The 16,323-nt window shown below is 62.3% G+C and carries 10 protein-coding genes; 4 read left to right on the top strand and 6 right to left on the bottom strand.

Going from position 1 to position 16,323, the window contains the following annotated elements:
• The first annotated feature begins 83 nt into the window (after positions 1-83).
• Positions 84-734 carry a fructose-6-phosphate aldolase gene (gene fsa, locus LF599_RS16180; RefSeq protein ID WP_269940227.1) on the top strand — a complete coding sequence of 217 codons (651 nt, stop codon included), beginning with the start codon at positions 84-86 and terminating at the stop codon, positions 732-734.
• Positions 735-2,317: 1,583 nt separating this feature from the next.
• Here fsa and LF599_RS16175 read toward each other — a convergent pair.
• Both LF599_RS16175 and LF599_RS16170 read right to left on the bottom strand, forming a co-directional pair.
• A complete protein-coding gene (locus LF599_RS16175; protein ID WP_279521510.1) occupies positions 2,318-3,886 on the bottom strand; it encodes a glycosyltransferase family A protein in 1,569 nt (522 codons plus the stop codon).
• Positions 3,867-6,005, bottom strand: coding sequence for a glycosyltransferase (locus LF599_RS16170; RefSeq protein ID WP_279521509.1), 2,139 nt, complete (start codon positions 6,003-6,005; stop codon positions 3,867-3,869). Before LF599_RS16170 ends, LF599_RS16175 begins: the two co-directional genes overlap by 20 nt.
• 153 nt (positions 6,006-6,158) lie before the next feature.
• Between LF599_RS16170 and LF599_RS16165 the strand changes: the two genes are divergently transcribed.
• Positions 6,159-7,583, top strand: coding sequence for a sigma-54 dependent transcriptional regulator (locus LF599_RS16165; RefSeq protein ID WP_279521508.1), 1,425 nt, complete (start codon positions 6,159-6,161; stop codon positions 7,581-7,583).
• Between the two features lie 2 nt (positions 7,584-7,585).
• Here the strand turns inward: LF599_RS16165 and LF599_RS16160 are convergent, their stop codons facing one another.
• The 3 genes from LF599_RS16160 to LF599_RS16150 all read right to left on the bottom strand — a co-directional run bounded on the left by LF599_RS16160 (position 7,586) and on the right by LF599_RS16150 (position 11,889).
• A complete protein-coding gene (locus tag LF599_RS16160; RefSeq protein ID WP_279521507.1) occupies positions 7,586-8,572 on the bottom strand; it encodes a sugar ABC transporter substrate-binding protein in 987 nt (328 codons plus the stop codon).
• Between the two features lie 219 nt (positions 8,573-8,791).
• Positions 8,792-9,121: a carboxymuconolactone decarboxylase family protein gene (locus LF599_RS16155; RefSeq protein ID WP_014323249.1), complete on the bottom strand. Its 330-nt coding sequence runs from the start codon at positions 9,119-9,121 to the stop codon at positions 8,792-8,794.
• 239 nt (positions 9,122-9,360) lie between these two features.
• Positions 9,361-11,889, bottom strand: a complete 2,529-nt coding sequence (locus LF599_RS16150) for an ABC transporter ATP-binding protein/permease (RefSeq protein ID WP_279521506.1) — start codon at positions 11,887-11,889, stop codon at positions 9,361-9,363.
• Between the two features lie 161 nt (positions 11,890-12,050).
• Here LF599_RS16150 and LF599_RS16145 point away from each other — a divergent pair, with 161 nt between their 5' ends.
• A complete protein-coding gene (locus LF599_RS16145; RefSeq protein WP_279521505.1) occupies positions 12,051-14,645 on the top strand; it encodes a SpoIIE family protein phosphatase in 2,595 nt (864 codons plus the stop codon).
• Between the two features lie 20 nt (positions 14,646-14,665).
• Positions 14,666-14,998 (top strand): STAS domain-containing protein, encoded by a 333-nt coding sequence (locus tag LF599_RS16140; RefSeq protein WP_269940217.1) that lies wholly within the window; start codon positions 14,666-14,668, stop codon positions 14,996-14,998.
• Between the two features lie 236 nt (positions 14,999-15,234).
• On the opposite strand, the gene ada is transcribed toward LF599_RS16140, so the two are convergent.
• Positions 15,235-16,293 carry a bifunctional DNA-binding transcriptional regulator/O6-methylguanine-DNA methyltransferase Ada gene (ada, locus tag LF599_RS16135; protein WP_279521504.1) on the bottom strand — a complete coding sequence of 353 codons (1,059 nt, stop codon included), beginning with the start codon at positions 16,291-16,293 and terminating at the stop codon, positions 15,235-15,237.
• Positions 16,294-16,323 lie beyond the last annotated feature (30 nt).

Here is a 16,323-nt window from a genome sequence, read left to right as displayed (position 1 = left end):
GGATGGTTTTCACTTAATTTTGTTTATGTTATGAACAGCCCTGCAAACCCCGGAGCGTTCCGCCCCGTCACCTAGGAGGAAACATGCAGTTCTTTCTCGATACCGCCAACCTGGACCAGATTCGTGAAGTGGGCGAGCTCGGCCTGCTCGACGGAGTGACCACCAACCCCACGCTTATGTCCCGCGAGGGCGGCGACTGGCGCAGGCAGGCCGCGCGCATCTGCGAACTGGTGGACGGCCCGGTCTCCCTTGAGGTCATCGGCACGACCCACGAGGAGATGATAAAGGAAGCCAAGGACCTGGTTTCCTTCGGCCCCAATGTGGTGGTCAAGATTCCCATGATTCCCGAGGGGCTCAAGGCCCTCAAGGAGCTGACCGCACGGGGCATCCAGACCAATGTGACGCTGGTGTTTTCGCCCACGCAGGCACTATTGGCCGCCAAGCTCGGAGCCACCTACGTCTCGCCCTTTGTCGGCAGGCTCGACGGCTTGAGCCAATCCGGCATGGAGGGCGTGGACCAGATGCGGACCATGTTCGATAATTACGACTTCGACACCAAGATTCTGGTCGCCTCGGTGCGGCATCCCCTGCACGTGCTTGAGGCCGGTCTCATTGGTGCGGATGTGATTACCCTGCCGTATGCGACGATCATGCAGCTCATGCAGCACCCGCTCACGGACAAGGGGCTGGCCACCTTCCTTGCCGATTGGGAAGCGTTTCAGAAAAGTGTATAAACAACAGGGAATCGGAGAGCCGCCCAACAGGGCGGCTTTTTTATTTGTTTATTATGTTGAGGGTGGAAGGCGGCAAGTATTTTTCTTTGCGGGAAGGTGTGTCGGCTCGATAAGGCAGGCGCGCCTTTGGTGCGAGAGCCAGTGTGGAGGCTTTGCCTCCTCAGCTTCCATGCCCTTCGCGGGCGGCGGATCTTTTTTGCTTGCCCAAAAAAGAACCAAAAAAGGGCCTTGCGCCAGCTCGGCCGCCCGCAGGATCTTCGGCAAGAATCCGATCCGCTCGGGTCGGCTCCATCCCAGCAAAAGTATAGGTCCTTCTCTGGTGTACAGCTCCCCACTTTCGATAGCACTTTCTTGCTCGTAACAGGAGCCGCCGGCCCTTCGCGGTCGGCTTCTACGCCGCTGATCCAGGGCTGGGGTTGGGTAACTCTCCGAAGGAGCTTGGTTGCGGGAGAGGTCTTATTTGCGGGATGGTGCGCCAGCTTGTTAGGGCGATGAGAGCCAGTGTGGAGGCTTTGCCTCCTCAGCTTCCATGCCCTCCCGGCGGGGTCCATTTCTTTTGCTGGCCCAAAAGAAATAGACGAAAGAAAAGGGCCTTGCGCCAGCTCGGCCGCCCGCAGGATCTTCGGCAAGAATCCGCTCCGCTCAGGGCGGCTCCACCCGATCAAAAGTATAAGTCCTTCTCTGGTGGCCCGCTCCCCACTATCGATAGCACTTTCTTGATCGTCACAGGAGCCGCCGCCTCTTCGCGGTCGGCTTCTAGGCCGCTGATCCAGGGCTAGTGCTAGTAGGACCTTTAAGGGGGGCGGTCGCCTTTGGGTGTTTTTAGGAGAACGAAGAGCCTGAAATAGGCCCTTCCCGCGTTGGAAGACATGGCCTCGCTTGCGCAGGAGACGTTCGAAAGCCGGGGCCTAGAGCCTGTCTGAAGCGGCGAAGCGTAGGCCGACTGCGTCTGCCAAAGGCAGACATCCTGTCGGGCAGCGAAAGCCGCTACAGGCTCTTGGCCACTGCTTTCGGGAGCACGCAGGGCCAAAAAAGCGCAGTTTTTGCTTCCTTTTTTCTGCGCCAGCAAAAAAGGAAGTCGCCGTAAAGGCGAAACAAAACGTAACGATGCCGTGCACCGTAGAACGCGAAGCGCGCTAATATTCTCGCGCTACATCATACTCGTCTTTGCGAGGGTTTTCGTCTCGTTTATGGAAGCTCTTTCCGAGAACGAAGAACCTCAAATAAGCCTTCCCGCGTTGGAAGACATGGCCTCGCTTGCGCAGGAGACGTTCGAAAGCCGGGGCCTAGAGCCTGTCTGAAGCGGCGAAGCGTGGGCCGACTGCGTCTGCCGGAGGCAGACATCCTGTCGGCCAGCGAAAGCCGCTACAGGCTCTTGGCCACTGCTTTCGGGAGCACGCAGGGCCAAAAAAGCGCAGTTTTTGCTTCCTTTTTTCTGCGCCAGCAAAAAAGGAAGTCGCCGTAAAGGCGAAATAACACGTAAGGATGACGCGCACCGTCGAACGCGAAGCGCGGCACCCCCAACCGCACTACTCCTTCTTCCCCTCCCCCCCCAAAAAAAAGAATTACAGCGAAAATTCGATTCAGAGCGAATCGAGATATTCCAGTTTTCGAAGCAGGTCGGCTTCAAGCAGGACTTGTTCCGCCTCCATGGCGGCGGCCACCTCGGCGCGGGTATGCATGGTCTGCATTTTGTATTTGTTGCCCAGGGCGTTGCCGAGTTCCTGCCGCGAGGTGTTGGACGCCGTGCCGGTGCGCTTCTTGTGGCGCACCGCCAGGTGCCCCTGATAGACCGGGAAGCGGCGCGTTTCGCACAGGCGCAGGTCGTGTTCCATGTCGTCGTACTGCGACGGGGAAAGCTGGATGGCGAAGCCGCCGGTGTCGAGAAGGACGCTGGTGCGGAACAGGTGGCAGCACCCCGTGACCGAGGCGCAGGGCCGCAGGAAGTCGAACGCGCCGGTGTCCAGGGTCTGGATGTGGAGGTCCGTGAGGCCGAACGGGTTGGGGGCCAGACGGGTCAGGTCGGCGTGTTCCGCCGGGTCGAGCCGGAGATGGCTGTCCGCGCTCTGGATGCACAGCGGGTTGGCGTGGTCCACGACCTTGCATCCCCACACGCCCGCTTCGGGGTAGCGCGAGACGGCCGCGCCGAGCCGTTGCAGCCAGTCGGCGGGCAGTTCCACGTCGTCATCCAGATAGCAGATGAACTCGTTCGCGCGCACCTCTTCCAAGGCGAGCAGCCAGTTGCGCGCGGCAGCCGCGCCGATGTTCACCGGCAGGGAAATGATCGTGAACCGGCCTGCGCCGAGGGTGTCCGCGAACCGCGTCTCCATGCACGCCAGGACCTCGCCGGTGCGGTCCGTGGAGCCGTTGTCGAGAACGAAGACCGAGACGCCGTCCAGGTCGGAGGCGAGCAGGGATTGCAGGGTGGCGTCCAGCTCGTTCGCCTTGTTCCATGAGTAGAGCAGGACGGCGGTGCGGCCGGGCAGGGGAGCGCGGGCGTCGGCCGTGCCCGATACGGCGTCATGGGCGCGCAACGCAAGGTTCGCGTTCCACGGTGCGCGGCGGGATGCCTCAAGGAGTGTTTCGGCCGAGGGGTTTTCGCGCGGAGTGAAAAGGGCATGGGCACGCTCGACGGCCGCCTTGAGCGCGGGGTGGGCGGCTTCCGGGGCGTCGGCATTGAGGATACCGAAAATGAAGTCAGGGTCGTTCTCCACTGCGCCCACGGTCAATGCCTGTTCGCGCCAGAACAGGTTGCCGGGTTCGTCGCGCACGGCCTTGTCCAGAAAGGCGACGGTCCGGCGGAAATCTCGGGTGGCCAGGGTGTCGAGGAGGGAAGTGGGATCGACGGGCCTGCGCCAGTGGTCGGCGAGTCCGCGAAGCCCGGTCCGGGTCGCGGGGTTGAGGAGGGTGGCGGCCGGTTCAGAATTCAGCAGCTCGGTTGCCAGCCCTCCGTCCAGCGGGTTGTGGGCGATCAGTGTGCGCAGGGCGTCGGAGGCGACGGGAACGAGGTCTTCCCGGCCCGTGCGCAGGCAACTTCCGGCCACGCCGAGCAGATGTGATTTGCCCACGAAACCCAGACGGAGCAGGGCAGCGAGGTCATCGGGCAGACCGCGCCGGAAGGCGGCCGGAGAATCAGCTCGCGGGGTGCTCATGGGGGTGTTCCTCCACATCGGCCTGCGTCCCGAACGGGTCCGGGGCCTTGGCCGCTTCCCGGGTGATGTCTTCGAAGGGCAGGGGCTCGTACAGGCGTTCGCCCATGTAGACGCGCATGAGGTTGCGCCCCTTGGCTTCGATGGTGAGCAGGCGGCTGACCACTTTATGGCCGACCTGTCCGAGGGTGAACCGCTTCGACGGGTCTTCGGCCAGCAGCCGCATTTTTTCGGCCAGGCATTCCGTATTTTCGGATGCGCAGAGAAAACCGTTTACGCCGTCGCGGACCACTTCGGGGATGCCGCCCACGTTCGTGCACACGGCGGGCAGACCGAGGGCGAATCCTTCGAGCAGGGCGTTGGGCAGACTTTCCTTGCGCGAGGTTATGGTCAGGACGTCGGCGAAGTGCAGTTCGTCGAGGACTTCGGCGTGGGATATCTCGCCCGCGTTGCGGTAGCGTTCCCGCACCACCGGGGTGAAGGCGTCCGTGAATCTGCCGAGTCGGCTGTCCGGCACGCCCACGCCCACGAATTCCAGGTCTCTGGCTCCGTCGCGGCAGAGTCGGTCGGCGGCCTTCAGGAAGACGTCGAATCCCTTGATGTCCGCCGAGTTGCCCATGTAGATGAAGCGGGTGCCCCGTTTCTTGCGGGGCTTGGGGTCGCCGAAGTCCGGTCCGGCGTATGCGTTGTAGACCACGTTGAGGAGCTTGTTGCTCACCCAGTATTTGCGCAGGACTTCGGCGCATTGGGCGGAGTTGGCGATGACTCCGTCGCTCAAGGCCGTCCAGAGGAAAAATACGGTGTTGGGTCTGGAGATGACGCCCCGATTGATGAACAGTTTGAACTTCGCGCCCATGAGTCGGGCCAGCACGCCCATCTTGTAGGCCCGGTTGTGGAAGGAGTGGACCACGTCGATGTTCTTTTCCGCGATCAGGTTCTTGAGGAATTTCCCGGCCTTCCAATATCGGCTGAAGCCGTCGTAGCGGATCACCTCCACGTCCAGGCCGTCCAGGGCGGCGCTGATGGGCGTGTCCGGCGTCACCAGGGCGTGGACCTTCAGGCCCATGTCGGACATGGCCTTGATGTTGTTGACCATCTGGCGGCTGCCGCCGGACAGCTTGGCGGAGTCCGTGGCGTAGAGCACCGAATTGATCTCGGGCTTCTTGTGGTATCTTTTGAAGAAGAATCGGGCCGATGGCGTGGTGGAGTACATGCGCAGCCGGTGCCGGAGCCACTTGCTGTCCTTCTTGGCGGCCACGCCGAGGCGGTTGAGCCGAAACGGATCGGTGCCCCGCGTGTTGGACCAACGTTCCAGGGTAAACGCGCCCGCGTATCCGGCCGCTTTCAGCTCTTCCTCGGCGATCGGGTCGAATTGCCCCCACGGCCAGCAGAAAAGCTGTTCGTCAAGCCCGTTCAATTCCCGGAGGCGTTCCAGGCTCTTGCGGAAGTCCCGGCGGCAGAATTCGCGGCGTTCCTCTTCGGACCGCTTGACGAAACGCGGCTCTCCCAGCCCCTCGAACTTGGGCCAGAAGCCGTCGTAGACATAGGCGCTTCCCACTTTGAAGGTGGGCCAGGCGTCATTGTGGCCTGGATAGATGGACCATCCTCCCCAATGCGCTTTTTCCGCGCCGAGGGGGCGTTCCGGGGTAAGGTTCGTGAAGGCGGCCTGGTGCCGCCGGCCGTGGGAGAATATTTCCATGCCCTTGTCGAGCATGGCCCGGATTTCGGATTCGTTGATGAACTGGGAGAAGTCGCCTTCAAGGTGCGCCGCCCGAAAGGCCTGTTTCATGTGGAGCATCTCGGGCGCGTTTTCGGCCGTGCGCGCCTCGCCCGCCATGGTGAAGTCCGTGAGGACGAAAAAAGTGCCGGTCATGTTCCGTTTTTCGAGTTCCGGGACCACGGTTATCCAGTTGGAGACGTGGCCGTCGTCGAAGGTCAGGACCAGGGACTTCTTCGGGGGGCGCATTTCGCCACGGGTGACGGCGAGCAGTTCGCGGCCGGAGATGGTCCGCCAGCCTGCCTCGGCGATGGTGTCGAGGTGGGCGCGGAACATCTCGGGCGTGTGCCCGTTCACGCCGGACACGTTATGGTAGCAAAGGACGGGTATGGATATGCATGTCATGTGTTTTTCTCGTTTGCGATCAAGCTTTCGAGGAGTAGCAGATGGGTGATATCAGGGCAAGGATGGAAGGGAAGCGGACCGGGGCCGTCCGGTCGCGCGTGAACCTCGTGAACCTCTTGTAAACTTCCCGACTTGCCGATAATAGAAGTGACCATGTCGGCAAAAACAGTCCTTTTCATCGCGGAACCGCAGTCCGTGACCACCATCTTTCCCGCCTTGCAAAAGGCCGGATTGCAGGCCGGGCTGGCCGATAACCTCAACGGCGCCATGGGATTCATCAAGAAGTCCCGCCCCTGCCTGGTCTTTTGTAGGCCCGAATTGCAGGGATTCGACGCCAAGGCGTTTCTGCAAAAGGGAGCCGGAACCGACGGGTTTCCGCCGGTGGTCGTCTTCGCCGGTTCGGGCAGCGCGGAGCAGGCCACGGAATTTCTGGAGCTGGGTGCGCGCGACTATTGGATCGAGCCGCTGGTCTGGGAAAAGATCAGGCTGGTCCTGCCCGACGAGGAGCCGGAACCCGCACCCGCGCCGTGTCCGCCCAGGACGCACCATGCGCCGTCCGCCGCGTCCGCGCCCAAGGGAAAATACCAGATCATCGGCCGTCATACCGCCGTGCTGCGCGTACTCGCACTGGCCAGGCAGGTTGCCGGGTCCAAGGCGACCGTGCTCATCTCCGGCGAGTCGGGCACCGGCAAGGAGATGTTCGCCCGCTATCTGCATCACAGTTCGGACCGTGCGGACAAGCCGTTCGTGGCCATCAACTGCGCGGCCCTGCCCGAGCATCTGCTGGAATCCGAACTTTTCGGCCATGAAAAGGGCGCGTTTACCGGAGCCATCAGCCGCAAACTCGGCAAGTTCGAGCTGGCCGACGGCGGGACCATTCTGCTCGACGAGATCACCGAGATGGATCTCGGCCTTCAGGCCAAGCTGCTGCGGGTGTTGCAGGAGTCCGAGTTCGATCGCGTGGGCGGCGTGGAGACGGTCAAGGTGGACGTCCGCGTCCTGGCCACCACCAACCGGCGCATCGAGGATTCCGTCAAGGAAGGCAAGTTCCGGCAGGACCTCTACTATCGTCTGAACGTCATCCCGCTCGCCCTGCCCGCATTGAGAGAGCGGGGCGAGGACGTGCTGCTGCTGGCCGATTATTTCACCAACAAGTTCACCGCCGCCTATGGGCTGGGCGGCCTCGCCTTTACGGACGAGGCCCGGAAGTGGCTCATGGAATACGACTGGCCCGGCAATGTCCGCGAGTTGCAGAACCTCATGGAGCGGGCGGTGCTCCTGGCGGGCCAGGGGCCCATCAGGCCGCGTCATTTCCTCATGGGCGACGAGCAGTGGACCCCGGACGATCTGGCCGACATCGACGCGGATCAGCAGGCCGCCTGCGAGGCCGCGCCTCCGTCCACGCCGGACGAGGCCATGTCGGTCATGCCGCTTCACGAGATGGAGAAAAGGCTCATTCTCAAGAGCCTGGAAGAGACCACCGGCAACCGCACCCGCGCCGCCGAGCTGCTCGGCATCTCCGTGCGCACTCTGCGCAACAAGCTCAACGAATACAAGAAGCAGGGCCTGGATCTGTAGCCCTATCGCGCCGGGGTGTAGAGACAATCCTGGCTGTAGATGCGCATGGGCGTGAAGGTCCTGGGCGGCACGGTTCCGCCGTCGGCCAACGCGGACAGATTCTTGTAGGCCAGGCGGCCCATCGCCTCGAAATCCAGCCCTATGTTCACGTGGCTCAGCCGCTTGGCGAAGAGTTTGCGTTGTGTGGGATGCGCTCCCGCAAAAGCCAGTATCTTGTCGGCCCGGCTCATGCTCCGCCGATATCGCTTGACCAGAACCTCGTACCCGTCGGCCATTTGCGCCCACCAGCCCACTGAGATGATGACGTTTACCGAACCGTCGTCGAGCAGGGCCTTCAATTGCCGCAGGGCCTCGTCGTAGTTGTCCCGGCACGGGATGGGCGAACGGGATAGTAGCGTCCATCGGGACTCCGGCGCGTCGAAGTCGAATTGTTCGATGACGCCGCGGATGCGGTCGTTCAGGTTGGTGTCGTCCAGTCCGCCAGTCATGATGGCCACCATGCCGCCCTCGGGACGGAGGCGTTGCGTCTGCCGGGCAAGCTCGCGGCCCAGCTCCACGTTGTCGGTGCCGATGTACCCTGCCCTGAGTGATTGGTATTCTTCCGTGAAGTCGGAGTCGAAGGTGACCACGGGGACCTCCGCCGCGCGCACCAGCTTGAAGGAATTCTCGGCCAGGAACCGGCTGTGCAGGACCGAGATGGCCAGCCCGTTCGGCTTTTGGTCCAGCACGTTGCGAACCTCCTCGTCCTGGATGCGGAAGTGGGCCTTGCCCTTGCCGCCCACCAGGACCATCCGGTCACCGAAGGCTTCAGCCTCGGTTTTCGCCGCGTCAAAGACCCGGACGAAGTTCATGTCCGATTCGGACTTGGCCACAATGACGAAGAGCCTTCCATTGCCCAGGCCGGGCGCGCCGAAGCCCAGCACCACCCCGAGTACGAGGAGGATCGCCGTCAGCCCGAGCCGTCGGTTTATGAACCTATTCGTTCTCATGATATCAGGTTAGAGTTATTGTTTCTAACAGCCCATTATTTTCGGAGGTTTTGCGGGAAAGGCGTAAGGGGCGCCCCTTGTGGAAGGGAGCCGGGTGCCTGGCGGTCGAAATCGGGGGCGGCAGTGGGACCCCTGTTCTTGGAAAACACGAAGAGGCGCGCCGCGGCAGACCACGGCGCGCCCCTTGAGGACGAATTTCCGGGCGCAGGCCCGTTCGTTTTATTCGTAGAGCTTGTCGAGCTCTTCGTACACGTACCGCATGTACATCATCTTGGGGGAGCCGCCCATGGCCACGGCCAGGAGCCCCGCGTCGATGATTTCGTCCTTGGTCGCGCCGCAGGTCACGGCGTTCTGGACGTGGAGGGAAATACACATATCGCACTGGGACAGGATGGAGCAGGCGATAAGAATCAGGGACTGGTACTTGTCCTCGATGGCGCTGCCTTTTTTGATGGCGGCGGTGAACCCTTGGTACGCCTTGAAGACGTTCCGACGGTTCTTGTTCATTTGACGAAAGAGTTCAGTTGCTTTTTCAGCAGGTTCCGGCATAGCGGTCTCCTTTTTGGCAGAGTCCGGTCCAGGAGACCGTCTCCTGGACCGGGCCTATGAGAGGGAGAGAGTCCCGATTGGGTTGGTCATTGGGTACATTCAAAAAATTGGACTGTAAAGCGGAAAAAAAAGGGTGAAAACACCCGCTTGAAGAATATCGTTGCGATTTATCGCAAAAAAACAACCGATTCCATATCATTGATGGAATCGGTCGCCGTGCGCAGCCTCTTTCTGGAGGGTTATTCCTCCTTGCCGTGAATCAGGGAGTACAGCGCGCCCTTCCTGTCCACGAGTTCCTGATACGTGCCCTGTTCCACGATGCGGCCCGCCTTGAGGACCACCACCTTGTCGTAGTGGGGCAGCATGTCCAGACGGTGTATGACCGCCAGGACCGTGGACTTGCCCTTCCAGTTGGTGGTCAGGATGTTCTGCACCCGGGCCTGGGACTTGTTGTCCAGGGCGGCCGTGGCCTCGTCCAGAATCAGGACGGGCGGGACCTTGAGGAAGGTTCGGGCCAGGGCCACCTTCTGCCGCTGTCCGCCGGACAGCCGGTCGCCCATGGAGCCCACCTGGAAGTTGAGGCCCATCTCCACCACCGGCTCCAGCGAGCCCTGCATTATCAACGCCTGCATGATCCGGTGGTTGATCTCCTCCTCGGCGCCCTGCGCGTCCGTGCGCACGCGGCCGAACAGGATGTTGTCCTGGATGTTCAGGGAGTCGATGTACTTGTCGTTGGTGAAGAAGGTGAACGCGCCGGGGTAGCGTTCCGTGACCAGAACCATGAAGTCCTGGCGGGAGCGGACCACGCGGTTGGCGAAGCCCTTGTCCAGGACCACCTGCTTGTGGATGCCGGGGGTGTAGCCCATGGCCAACTTGAGGATGAGCCCCTTTTCCTGATCGGAAAGCGGCTCGCCCGAATCGAGGCGATTGGCCGCCTTCTGGTATTCGCCGTATTCCTCCTCCGGGATGGGGGAGTTCCGGAAATCGTCGTGGGAAGGTTCCGGCCCCAGCTCGTCCGTGACCAGGCGGGTCAGGGCCTCGCCCAAAACTATCAGATGCGCCATCAGTCCGTGCTTTTCAAGGAACTCCTGGAATTCCGGGTGGGAATGGAGGTGCCCCTGGTCGAACTGCTCGGCGTTGGCCGCGCCGAAGGCGATGTTCTCGGCCACGGTCATGTAGCGGGAGTAGGAGTTGGTGTCGAAGAATTCGATGTGTTCGGCCACATCGGCGTACATGCCCGCCTCGCCTTCCTGGAACTCCCTGCGGGAGGCCAGGATAGCCTCCTTGAGGGCTTCGTTGTCCATTTCGGGGTCCAGTCGCGAGCGCAGGGCAAAGGCAAGCACGTCGGTGAACAGCCCCACCTGCTGGGATATCTTGATGAGTTCGTCCAGGCCCGGCTCTTCGCCGGCGGGGCATCGTCCGCCTTGCATGGCCAGGGAGCGGCAGGAGTAAAGGAGGTTCTCCTTGACCGTGCCGTCGAATATGAAGGGGTGCTGGGCCACCATGCCGAGGTTGTAGGAGATATCCTGCTTGGTCAGCTCCGAGACCTCTCGCCCGCCGAGCAGGACGGAGCCGCCGGTGTATTTGTAGAGCTGGGCAACGCACAGGGCCAGGGTGGATTTGCCCGAGCCGGAGAAGCCTACCAGAGCCACGTGCTCGCCGCCTTCGACGCGGAGGGAGATGTTGTCGAGCAGCCGGATGTTGCCACCCACCACGAAGGAGAGGTCGCGGATTTCCACGTCGTTGTCCAGGATGTACGGGGCGCGGCCTTCGGCGACCTGCCGGAACTCGGGCGAGTGGTCGAAGGCGCGCATGATCTGGTTGTATCGCACGGAGCTGTCCTGGTAGACCTGCCAAAACTCCATGAGCTCCTTCCACGGGTCGTAGAGCTTTTCGTAGGCGGACAGGAAGGCCACGATGGCGCCCACGTCGAACCGGCCCTGGATGGCGTACCAGCCGCCGATGAGGAAGAGGACGAACGGTCCCATGCTCATGAAGAAGTTGTTTACGAACTTGATGCCGAACTTGATGCCGTTTTGCAGAACCGTGGCCTTGTAGAGCTTGTTCAGGACCTTGGAAAAGCGTTGCCGTTCCAGCGGGATCGAGGCGTTGGAGTGGACCTCGTGCACGCCGGAGACCGCTTCGCCCACCAGGCCGGACAATGCCTGGGTGTGCTTGATGCGGCGGCGGTTGGCCCGGCGGAAGTATTTCTGGATGCGCGGCAGGATGAAGAGCTCCACCGGGTAGATGGAGATGGAGATCAGCCCGATGGTCGGGTTGAGGTTTATCATGTACCCGGCCATGGCGAGGAACGTGAGGATGTTGACCGCGGGCACGGCCACGGCCTGGCCGATGAAGGTGGCCACCGGGATGAACTCGGTTATCAGGTACGAAATGACGTTGCCGGGCGAGGTGCGGCGGTAGAACTGGATCGGCAGGGAGAGCAGGTGGTCGTAGAGCCGCTCGCGAATGGTTTTCAGGGCCCGTTCACCGATGTGCACCTGCATCAGGTTTATGGTGAACTTGAGCACTCCGGCCAGGGTCACGGCGCCGATGTAGAGGGCGCAGTATCGCCACAGGGCCGGTATGTCCTTCATGCCGATGGCCTGGTTGATGATCCGCTTCTGCATCTCCAGCGGGATCACCCGCATGGCCACGGTGATGACGATGATGCCCACCACGGCGAGCTGGAGGGGGATGCTTTTGTACAGGACCCAGGAGTAGAGAGATGTTTTGGTGATCCGCTTGCTGTCGTTCGGGTGTGGCATGGGGCATCCGGTTTTCAGGTTCTGGACACTTCGGGTATAAACGCTCGGGCAAGCTTTTCCAAGCATAATAACGGTAAAAGGCGGCGCTTTTGTGGACATTTGGCCCATATTTGTGGTCAAAAGGCAGTGAACGGGCATGATGAAAACCGTCCGGTAAGCGTATGAAAATAACCATCAGGGTCAAATTCTTTGCGGTGCTCCTGGCCTTCAGCCTGGCGCCCATATTCCTTTCGCGGGGCATAATGAGCCGCGCGTTGCAGGACGTCATCGACAAGACCTCCACCCAGACGCGGCAGGAATTGCTGGACATCATGGCCGACGAGTTCGAGTTCTCGGCGACCTCCCTGCTGACCCTTCTGGGGCGCAGTTCCGAAGCCATGCAGTTGGCCGCCATCGGCGCGGCCAGGGAAGTGGATTGGGCCATGGACATGGTTCCGTCTGCCGACAGGGGGGAGATCTTTTTTGCCGCCGGCTTCGGCAACCCCGACCGGACGCCGCCCGATGCGGCCCGGCGGCGCGGATATGCCCGGCTGACCATGGGCGGTCGGCAGCAACTCATTCAGGTCAGCTTCGATCATCCCACCTTTCATCTGCCCCATTCCGTGGGCAGGACGGCCGTTGAGCCGGAAATGCGCCGTATGCTCCAGGCCGTGCCCGGCATCCAGGCCGTGTACCGGAATTTGCCCGAGGCTCCGTTCTGGATCAACGTTGTTATGGAGTCCGGGGTGGTGATGACCTATCCCGGCCACGGCAGGCTGCCCGGCATGTACGATCCCAGGGTGCAGGGGGGGTACCGCAAGGCCCGGGAGTCGGAAAAGTGCGTGTGGTCCCACGATGTGGACCCGGCCAGCCGGTTCATCGTCAATACGGTGGCCTATCCCCTGCGGGACGATGCGGGCCGTTTTCTCGGAGCCGTGACCATCGATGTCCCGGCCCACGCGTTGATGCCGGACAGCCGCATTGAGGCCCGATGGGGCGGCAAGGTGCGGACCTTCCTGGTGGAGCGCATTCCCCCGGGGACACCCGCGGCCGAGGGGCTGCCCATCCTGGTCCAGAATGAATCCAACGAGCAGGGGCACCGGCACTGGACAAGCGCGGTGGGGCAGGAAAAGCTGGTTTTCGATGATTCCGAGGAGTACCGGGCGTTGCTGGAAGCGTTGGATACCCGCGAATCCGGCGTGGCCGACGTCTCCTTTAAGGGCGAGCCGTCCCTGTGCGCCTTCGCCTCCGCGTCGTCCTCGTCCTTTCTGGTCATCGCGCCCAAGGCCGTCGTGGCCAAGCTGCCCAACGAGGTCACCGCCAATTTACAGGCGTTGTTCGACGAGATGCGCGTCCTGTCTTCGATTATTTCCGGGATCATGTTGTTTGTCACAACGCTTTTCGCCTGGTTCGGCTCGCGGGCCATCATACGGCCGCTTTACAGCATGATCGAGCTGGCCCGTCGGCTGACGAGCGGAGATTTCGGCGCGCGCATGAACTACCGCGCGGGCGACGAGCGCGACGATCTCGTCCTTTCCCTCAACGAGATGGGGCCGAAGCTCAAGGAGCTTATGCATTTGAACCGGGACATGGAGGTCGCGGAGGAGGTGCAGCGGCTGCTCCTGCCCGGCGCGGAGCCGGAACTGGCGGGTTACGATATCTCCGGGGGCATCATCTATTGCGACAAGACCGGCGGCGATTATTATGATTTCCTTAATGTCTGTTCGGATGACGGGGCCGCCTGCCTGGCAGTGATCCTCGGCGACGTGTCCGGCCACGGCGTGCCGTCGGCCCTGGTCATGGCTGCGGCCAGGGGCCAGTTGCACACTCTGTCGGACATCGCCATGGCCCCGCATGAGCGGATGGCGGTCATCAACCGCGTGCTCAGCCGCGACCTGGACGGAACCGGCAGGTTCCTGACCCTGTTCTATCTTCAGCTCGAAGCGGGTTCGGATCGCGTCCAGTGGGTCCGGGCCGGGCACGATCCGGCCATTCGCTACAACCCGGCCGAGGACGCCTTTGGTGAGCTTCATGGCGAGGGCATTCCCTTGGGCGTGATCGGGGATTTCGTCTATGAGACCAACCAAGCCGACCTCGAAGAGGGGGAGGTGCTGGTTCTCGCAACAGACGGGGTCTGGGAGGCCCGGAACCGGACGGGCGAGATGTTCGGCAAACAGAGAATGCTTGCCATTGTCAGGGAGAATGCCCATAAAAACGCGGAGGGCATCCGTCTGGCCATGATGGCCGGAGTGGAGGCGTTTCAGGTCAATGGCCAGGAGGACGACATCGCCGTCGTCGTGGTCAAGAAGGGAGCGGGCGGCAGGCCAATGACTCGGCATTCGATATCCTTCCGCATGACCAACAAGGAGAACTGCTTCAAGTGCTTCCAGCCCAAGGTGGAGGCACTCGGAGCCGAGCACGGGCTGCATCCCAAGATCGTCTTCCAGCTTACTCTGGTTCTGGACGAGCTGACAACAAACATCATTTCCTACGGGTACGCCGACTTCGACGAGCATCCCATCGACGTGACAATCTCGCTTGAAGGCGATCTGCTGACCATTCGGGTTGAAGACGACGCCGAGCCCTTCAATATTCTGGAGGCACCGGAACCCGAGCTGGAACTGCCCCTGGAAGAACGCGCCAAACCCGTTGGCGGTATGGGCATCCACCTGGTCAAGAGCATGGTCCACGGCATCCATTACAAACGAGAAAACGGCAGGAACGTCCTGACCCTGAGCAAGGACATCGGCAAGGCCGAGTGCTTCGCAAAGGGGTAGGAACGTCACGGAGGGAGAAAATGGCTTTGAATCAGATAGAAGAAGGCGGGGTCGTCATCCTCGCCGTTGACGGCAATCTTGACGGCGAAGGCACGAACGCTCTGGAGGAGAAGGTTTTGAACCTTCTTGAGAACGGAACCACCAGGCTGCTTTTCGACTTCTCCGGCCTGGACTACATCAACAGTTCCGGGCTGCGCATCCTGGTCCTGGCTTATCAGCGTCTCAAGAAGAATTCCGGCACGGTGGCCATCTGCGGGGTCAAGGATTACATTCAGGAGGTCTTCGAGGTCTCCGGCTACGATAAAATATTCCCTCTCTATCCCACCCGCGCCGATGCGCTCGGAGTTGTCTAGGGCACGGAGGGCGGCTTCTCCGCTCGCGGCCCGCGCATGATTCCGGGAGGGCTCTCGCCGGGTGAGGCCGAACTGGCTTCGGCCTTGGCGCGGGCAATGCGCCGCGGGGCGCGCACCCCTTGGGCGCGCCCTCCAAAAAATGAGAATGGCTTTGAGTGTGAGGCCCCCGTCGAGTTGTCGGCGGGGGCTTTTCGCGGCGCGGGGAATGGCGGAGTTCCAGGCTCCCGCCGCCGGGGCTATTCCTTCTCCCGGTCCAGCAGCGCCCTTTTGCGGTCAAGGCCCCAGCGGTAGCCTGCGAGGTAGCCTGATTTGCGGAGCACGCGGTGGCAGGGCACGGCCACGGCCAGCGGGTTGGCGGCGCAGGCGGCGGCCACTGCGCGGACGGCTTCGGGCCGCTCGATGGCGAGGGCGATGTCGGTATAGGAGCGGGTCTCGCCCGGCGGTATGCGGGTCAGCTCGCGCCAGACGCGCTGCTGGAACGCAGTGCCCTGGATATCGAGCGGCAGGTCGAGGCCCTGCGCCGGGCGGCTGATGAAGTCGGCGACCTCTTGGAGGAGCCGGGCGAATTCAGGTTGCCCGTCGCGAATGTCGGCGGCGGGAAAGCGTTCCCGCAGGGCCTGAACCAGGGCTTCGGGGGTATCGCCAAACTCGATGGCGCAGACGCCTTTGTCGGTGAACCCGGCCAGGACCGGGCCGAGAAAGGACTCGGCCACGGCATGGCGGATGGTCATGCCTTTGCCGCCTTTGCGGTAGACGGAGGCGTTCATGCCCATGGTCCGGGCGGCGCGTTCGTAAAACCGGCTCGGGGAGCCGAAGCCCGCGCCGTGAATGGCCTCGGTCACGGATCGGCCTTGTGCCAGCGCGCGGCGGACGCGCTCGTCCTGCATGGCGCGGGCGTACTCCTTGGGCGATATCCCGGTGCGCGCCTTGAAGAGCCGTTGGAAGTGGGACGGGCTCAGCCCCGCGTCTTCGGCCAGAACGGCGAGGGGCGGGGGCGCGTCGTCCCGGATTGTCTGCTCGATGGCCCGGCAGGCGGCGACAATGCGCGCGGAGGCGATGTCCCGGTGGGCCGGGTCGTCCGGCCTGCACCGCTTGCACGGGCGATACCCGGCGGCCTCGGCCTGGGCCGGGGTGTCGAAGAATACCACGTTCTCCGGCCTGGGGGCGCGGGAGGGACATCCTGGGCGGCAATATACGCCGGTGGTCCTGACCGCGTAGCAGAAGCCCTCGGCCGAGGCGTCCCGGCTCATGACAGCATGAAGGCGGGCCGTGCGTATGGTTTCTTCGTGGGACATGGAGGCAGGATACCTTTTAGCTTCCGGCAA

The organism is Pseudodesulfovibrio thermohalotolerans, from assembly GCF_021353295.2.
In the GTDB taxonomy this organism is placed as follows: domain Bacteria; phylum Desulfobacterota; class Desulfovibrionia; order Desulfovibrionales; family Desulfovibrionaceae; genus Pseudodesulfovibrio; species Pseudodesulfovibrio thermohalotolerans.
This window is presented reverse-complemented; position numbering and strand designations above follow the sequence as displayed.

Coding starts and splice junctions, on each gene's coding strand:
- fsa (WP_269940227.1), top strand. CDS start 84: ATGCAGTTCTTTCTCGATACCGCCAACCTGGACCAGATTCGTGAAGTG.
- LF599_RS16175 (WP_279521510.1), bottom strand. CDS start 3,886: ATGAGCACCCCGCGAGCTGATTCTCCGGCCGCCTTCCGGCGCGGTCTG.
- LF599_RS16170 (WP_279521509.1), bottom strand. CDS start 6,005: ATGACATGCATATCCATACCCGTCCTTTGCTACCATAACGTGTCCGGC.
- LF599_RS16165 (WP_279521508.1), top strand. CDS start 6,159: ATGTCGGCAAAAACAGTCCTTTTCATCGCGGAACCGCAGTCCGTGACC.
- LF599_RS16160 (WP_279521507.1), bottom strand. CDS start 8,572: ATGAGAACGAATAGGTTCATAAACCGACGGCTCGGGCTGACGGCGATC.
- LF599_RS16155 (WP_014323249.1), bottom strand. CDS start 9,121: ATGCCGGAACCTGCTGAAAAAGCAACTGAACTCTTTCGTCAAATGAAC.
- LF599_RS16150 (WP_279521506.1), bottom strand. CDS start 11,889: ATGCCACACCCGAACGACAGCAAGCGGATCACCAAAACATCTCTCTAC.
- LF599_RS16145 (WP_279521505.1), top strand. CDS start 12,051: ATGAAAATAACCATCAGGGTCAAATTCTTTGCGGTGCTCCTGGCCTTC.
- LF599_RS16140 (WP_269940217.1), top strand. CDS start 14,666: ATGGCTTTGAATCAGATAGAAGAAGGCGGGGTCGTCATCCTCGCCGTT.
- ada (WP_279521504.1), bottom strand. CDS start 16,293: ATGTCCCACGAAGAAACCATACGCACGGCCCGCCTTCATGCTGTCATG.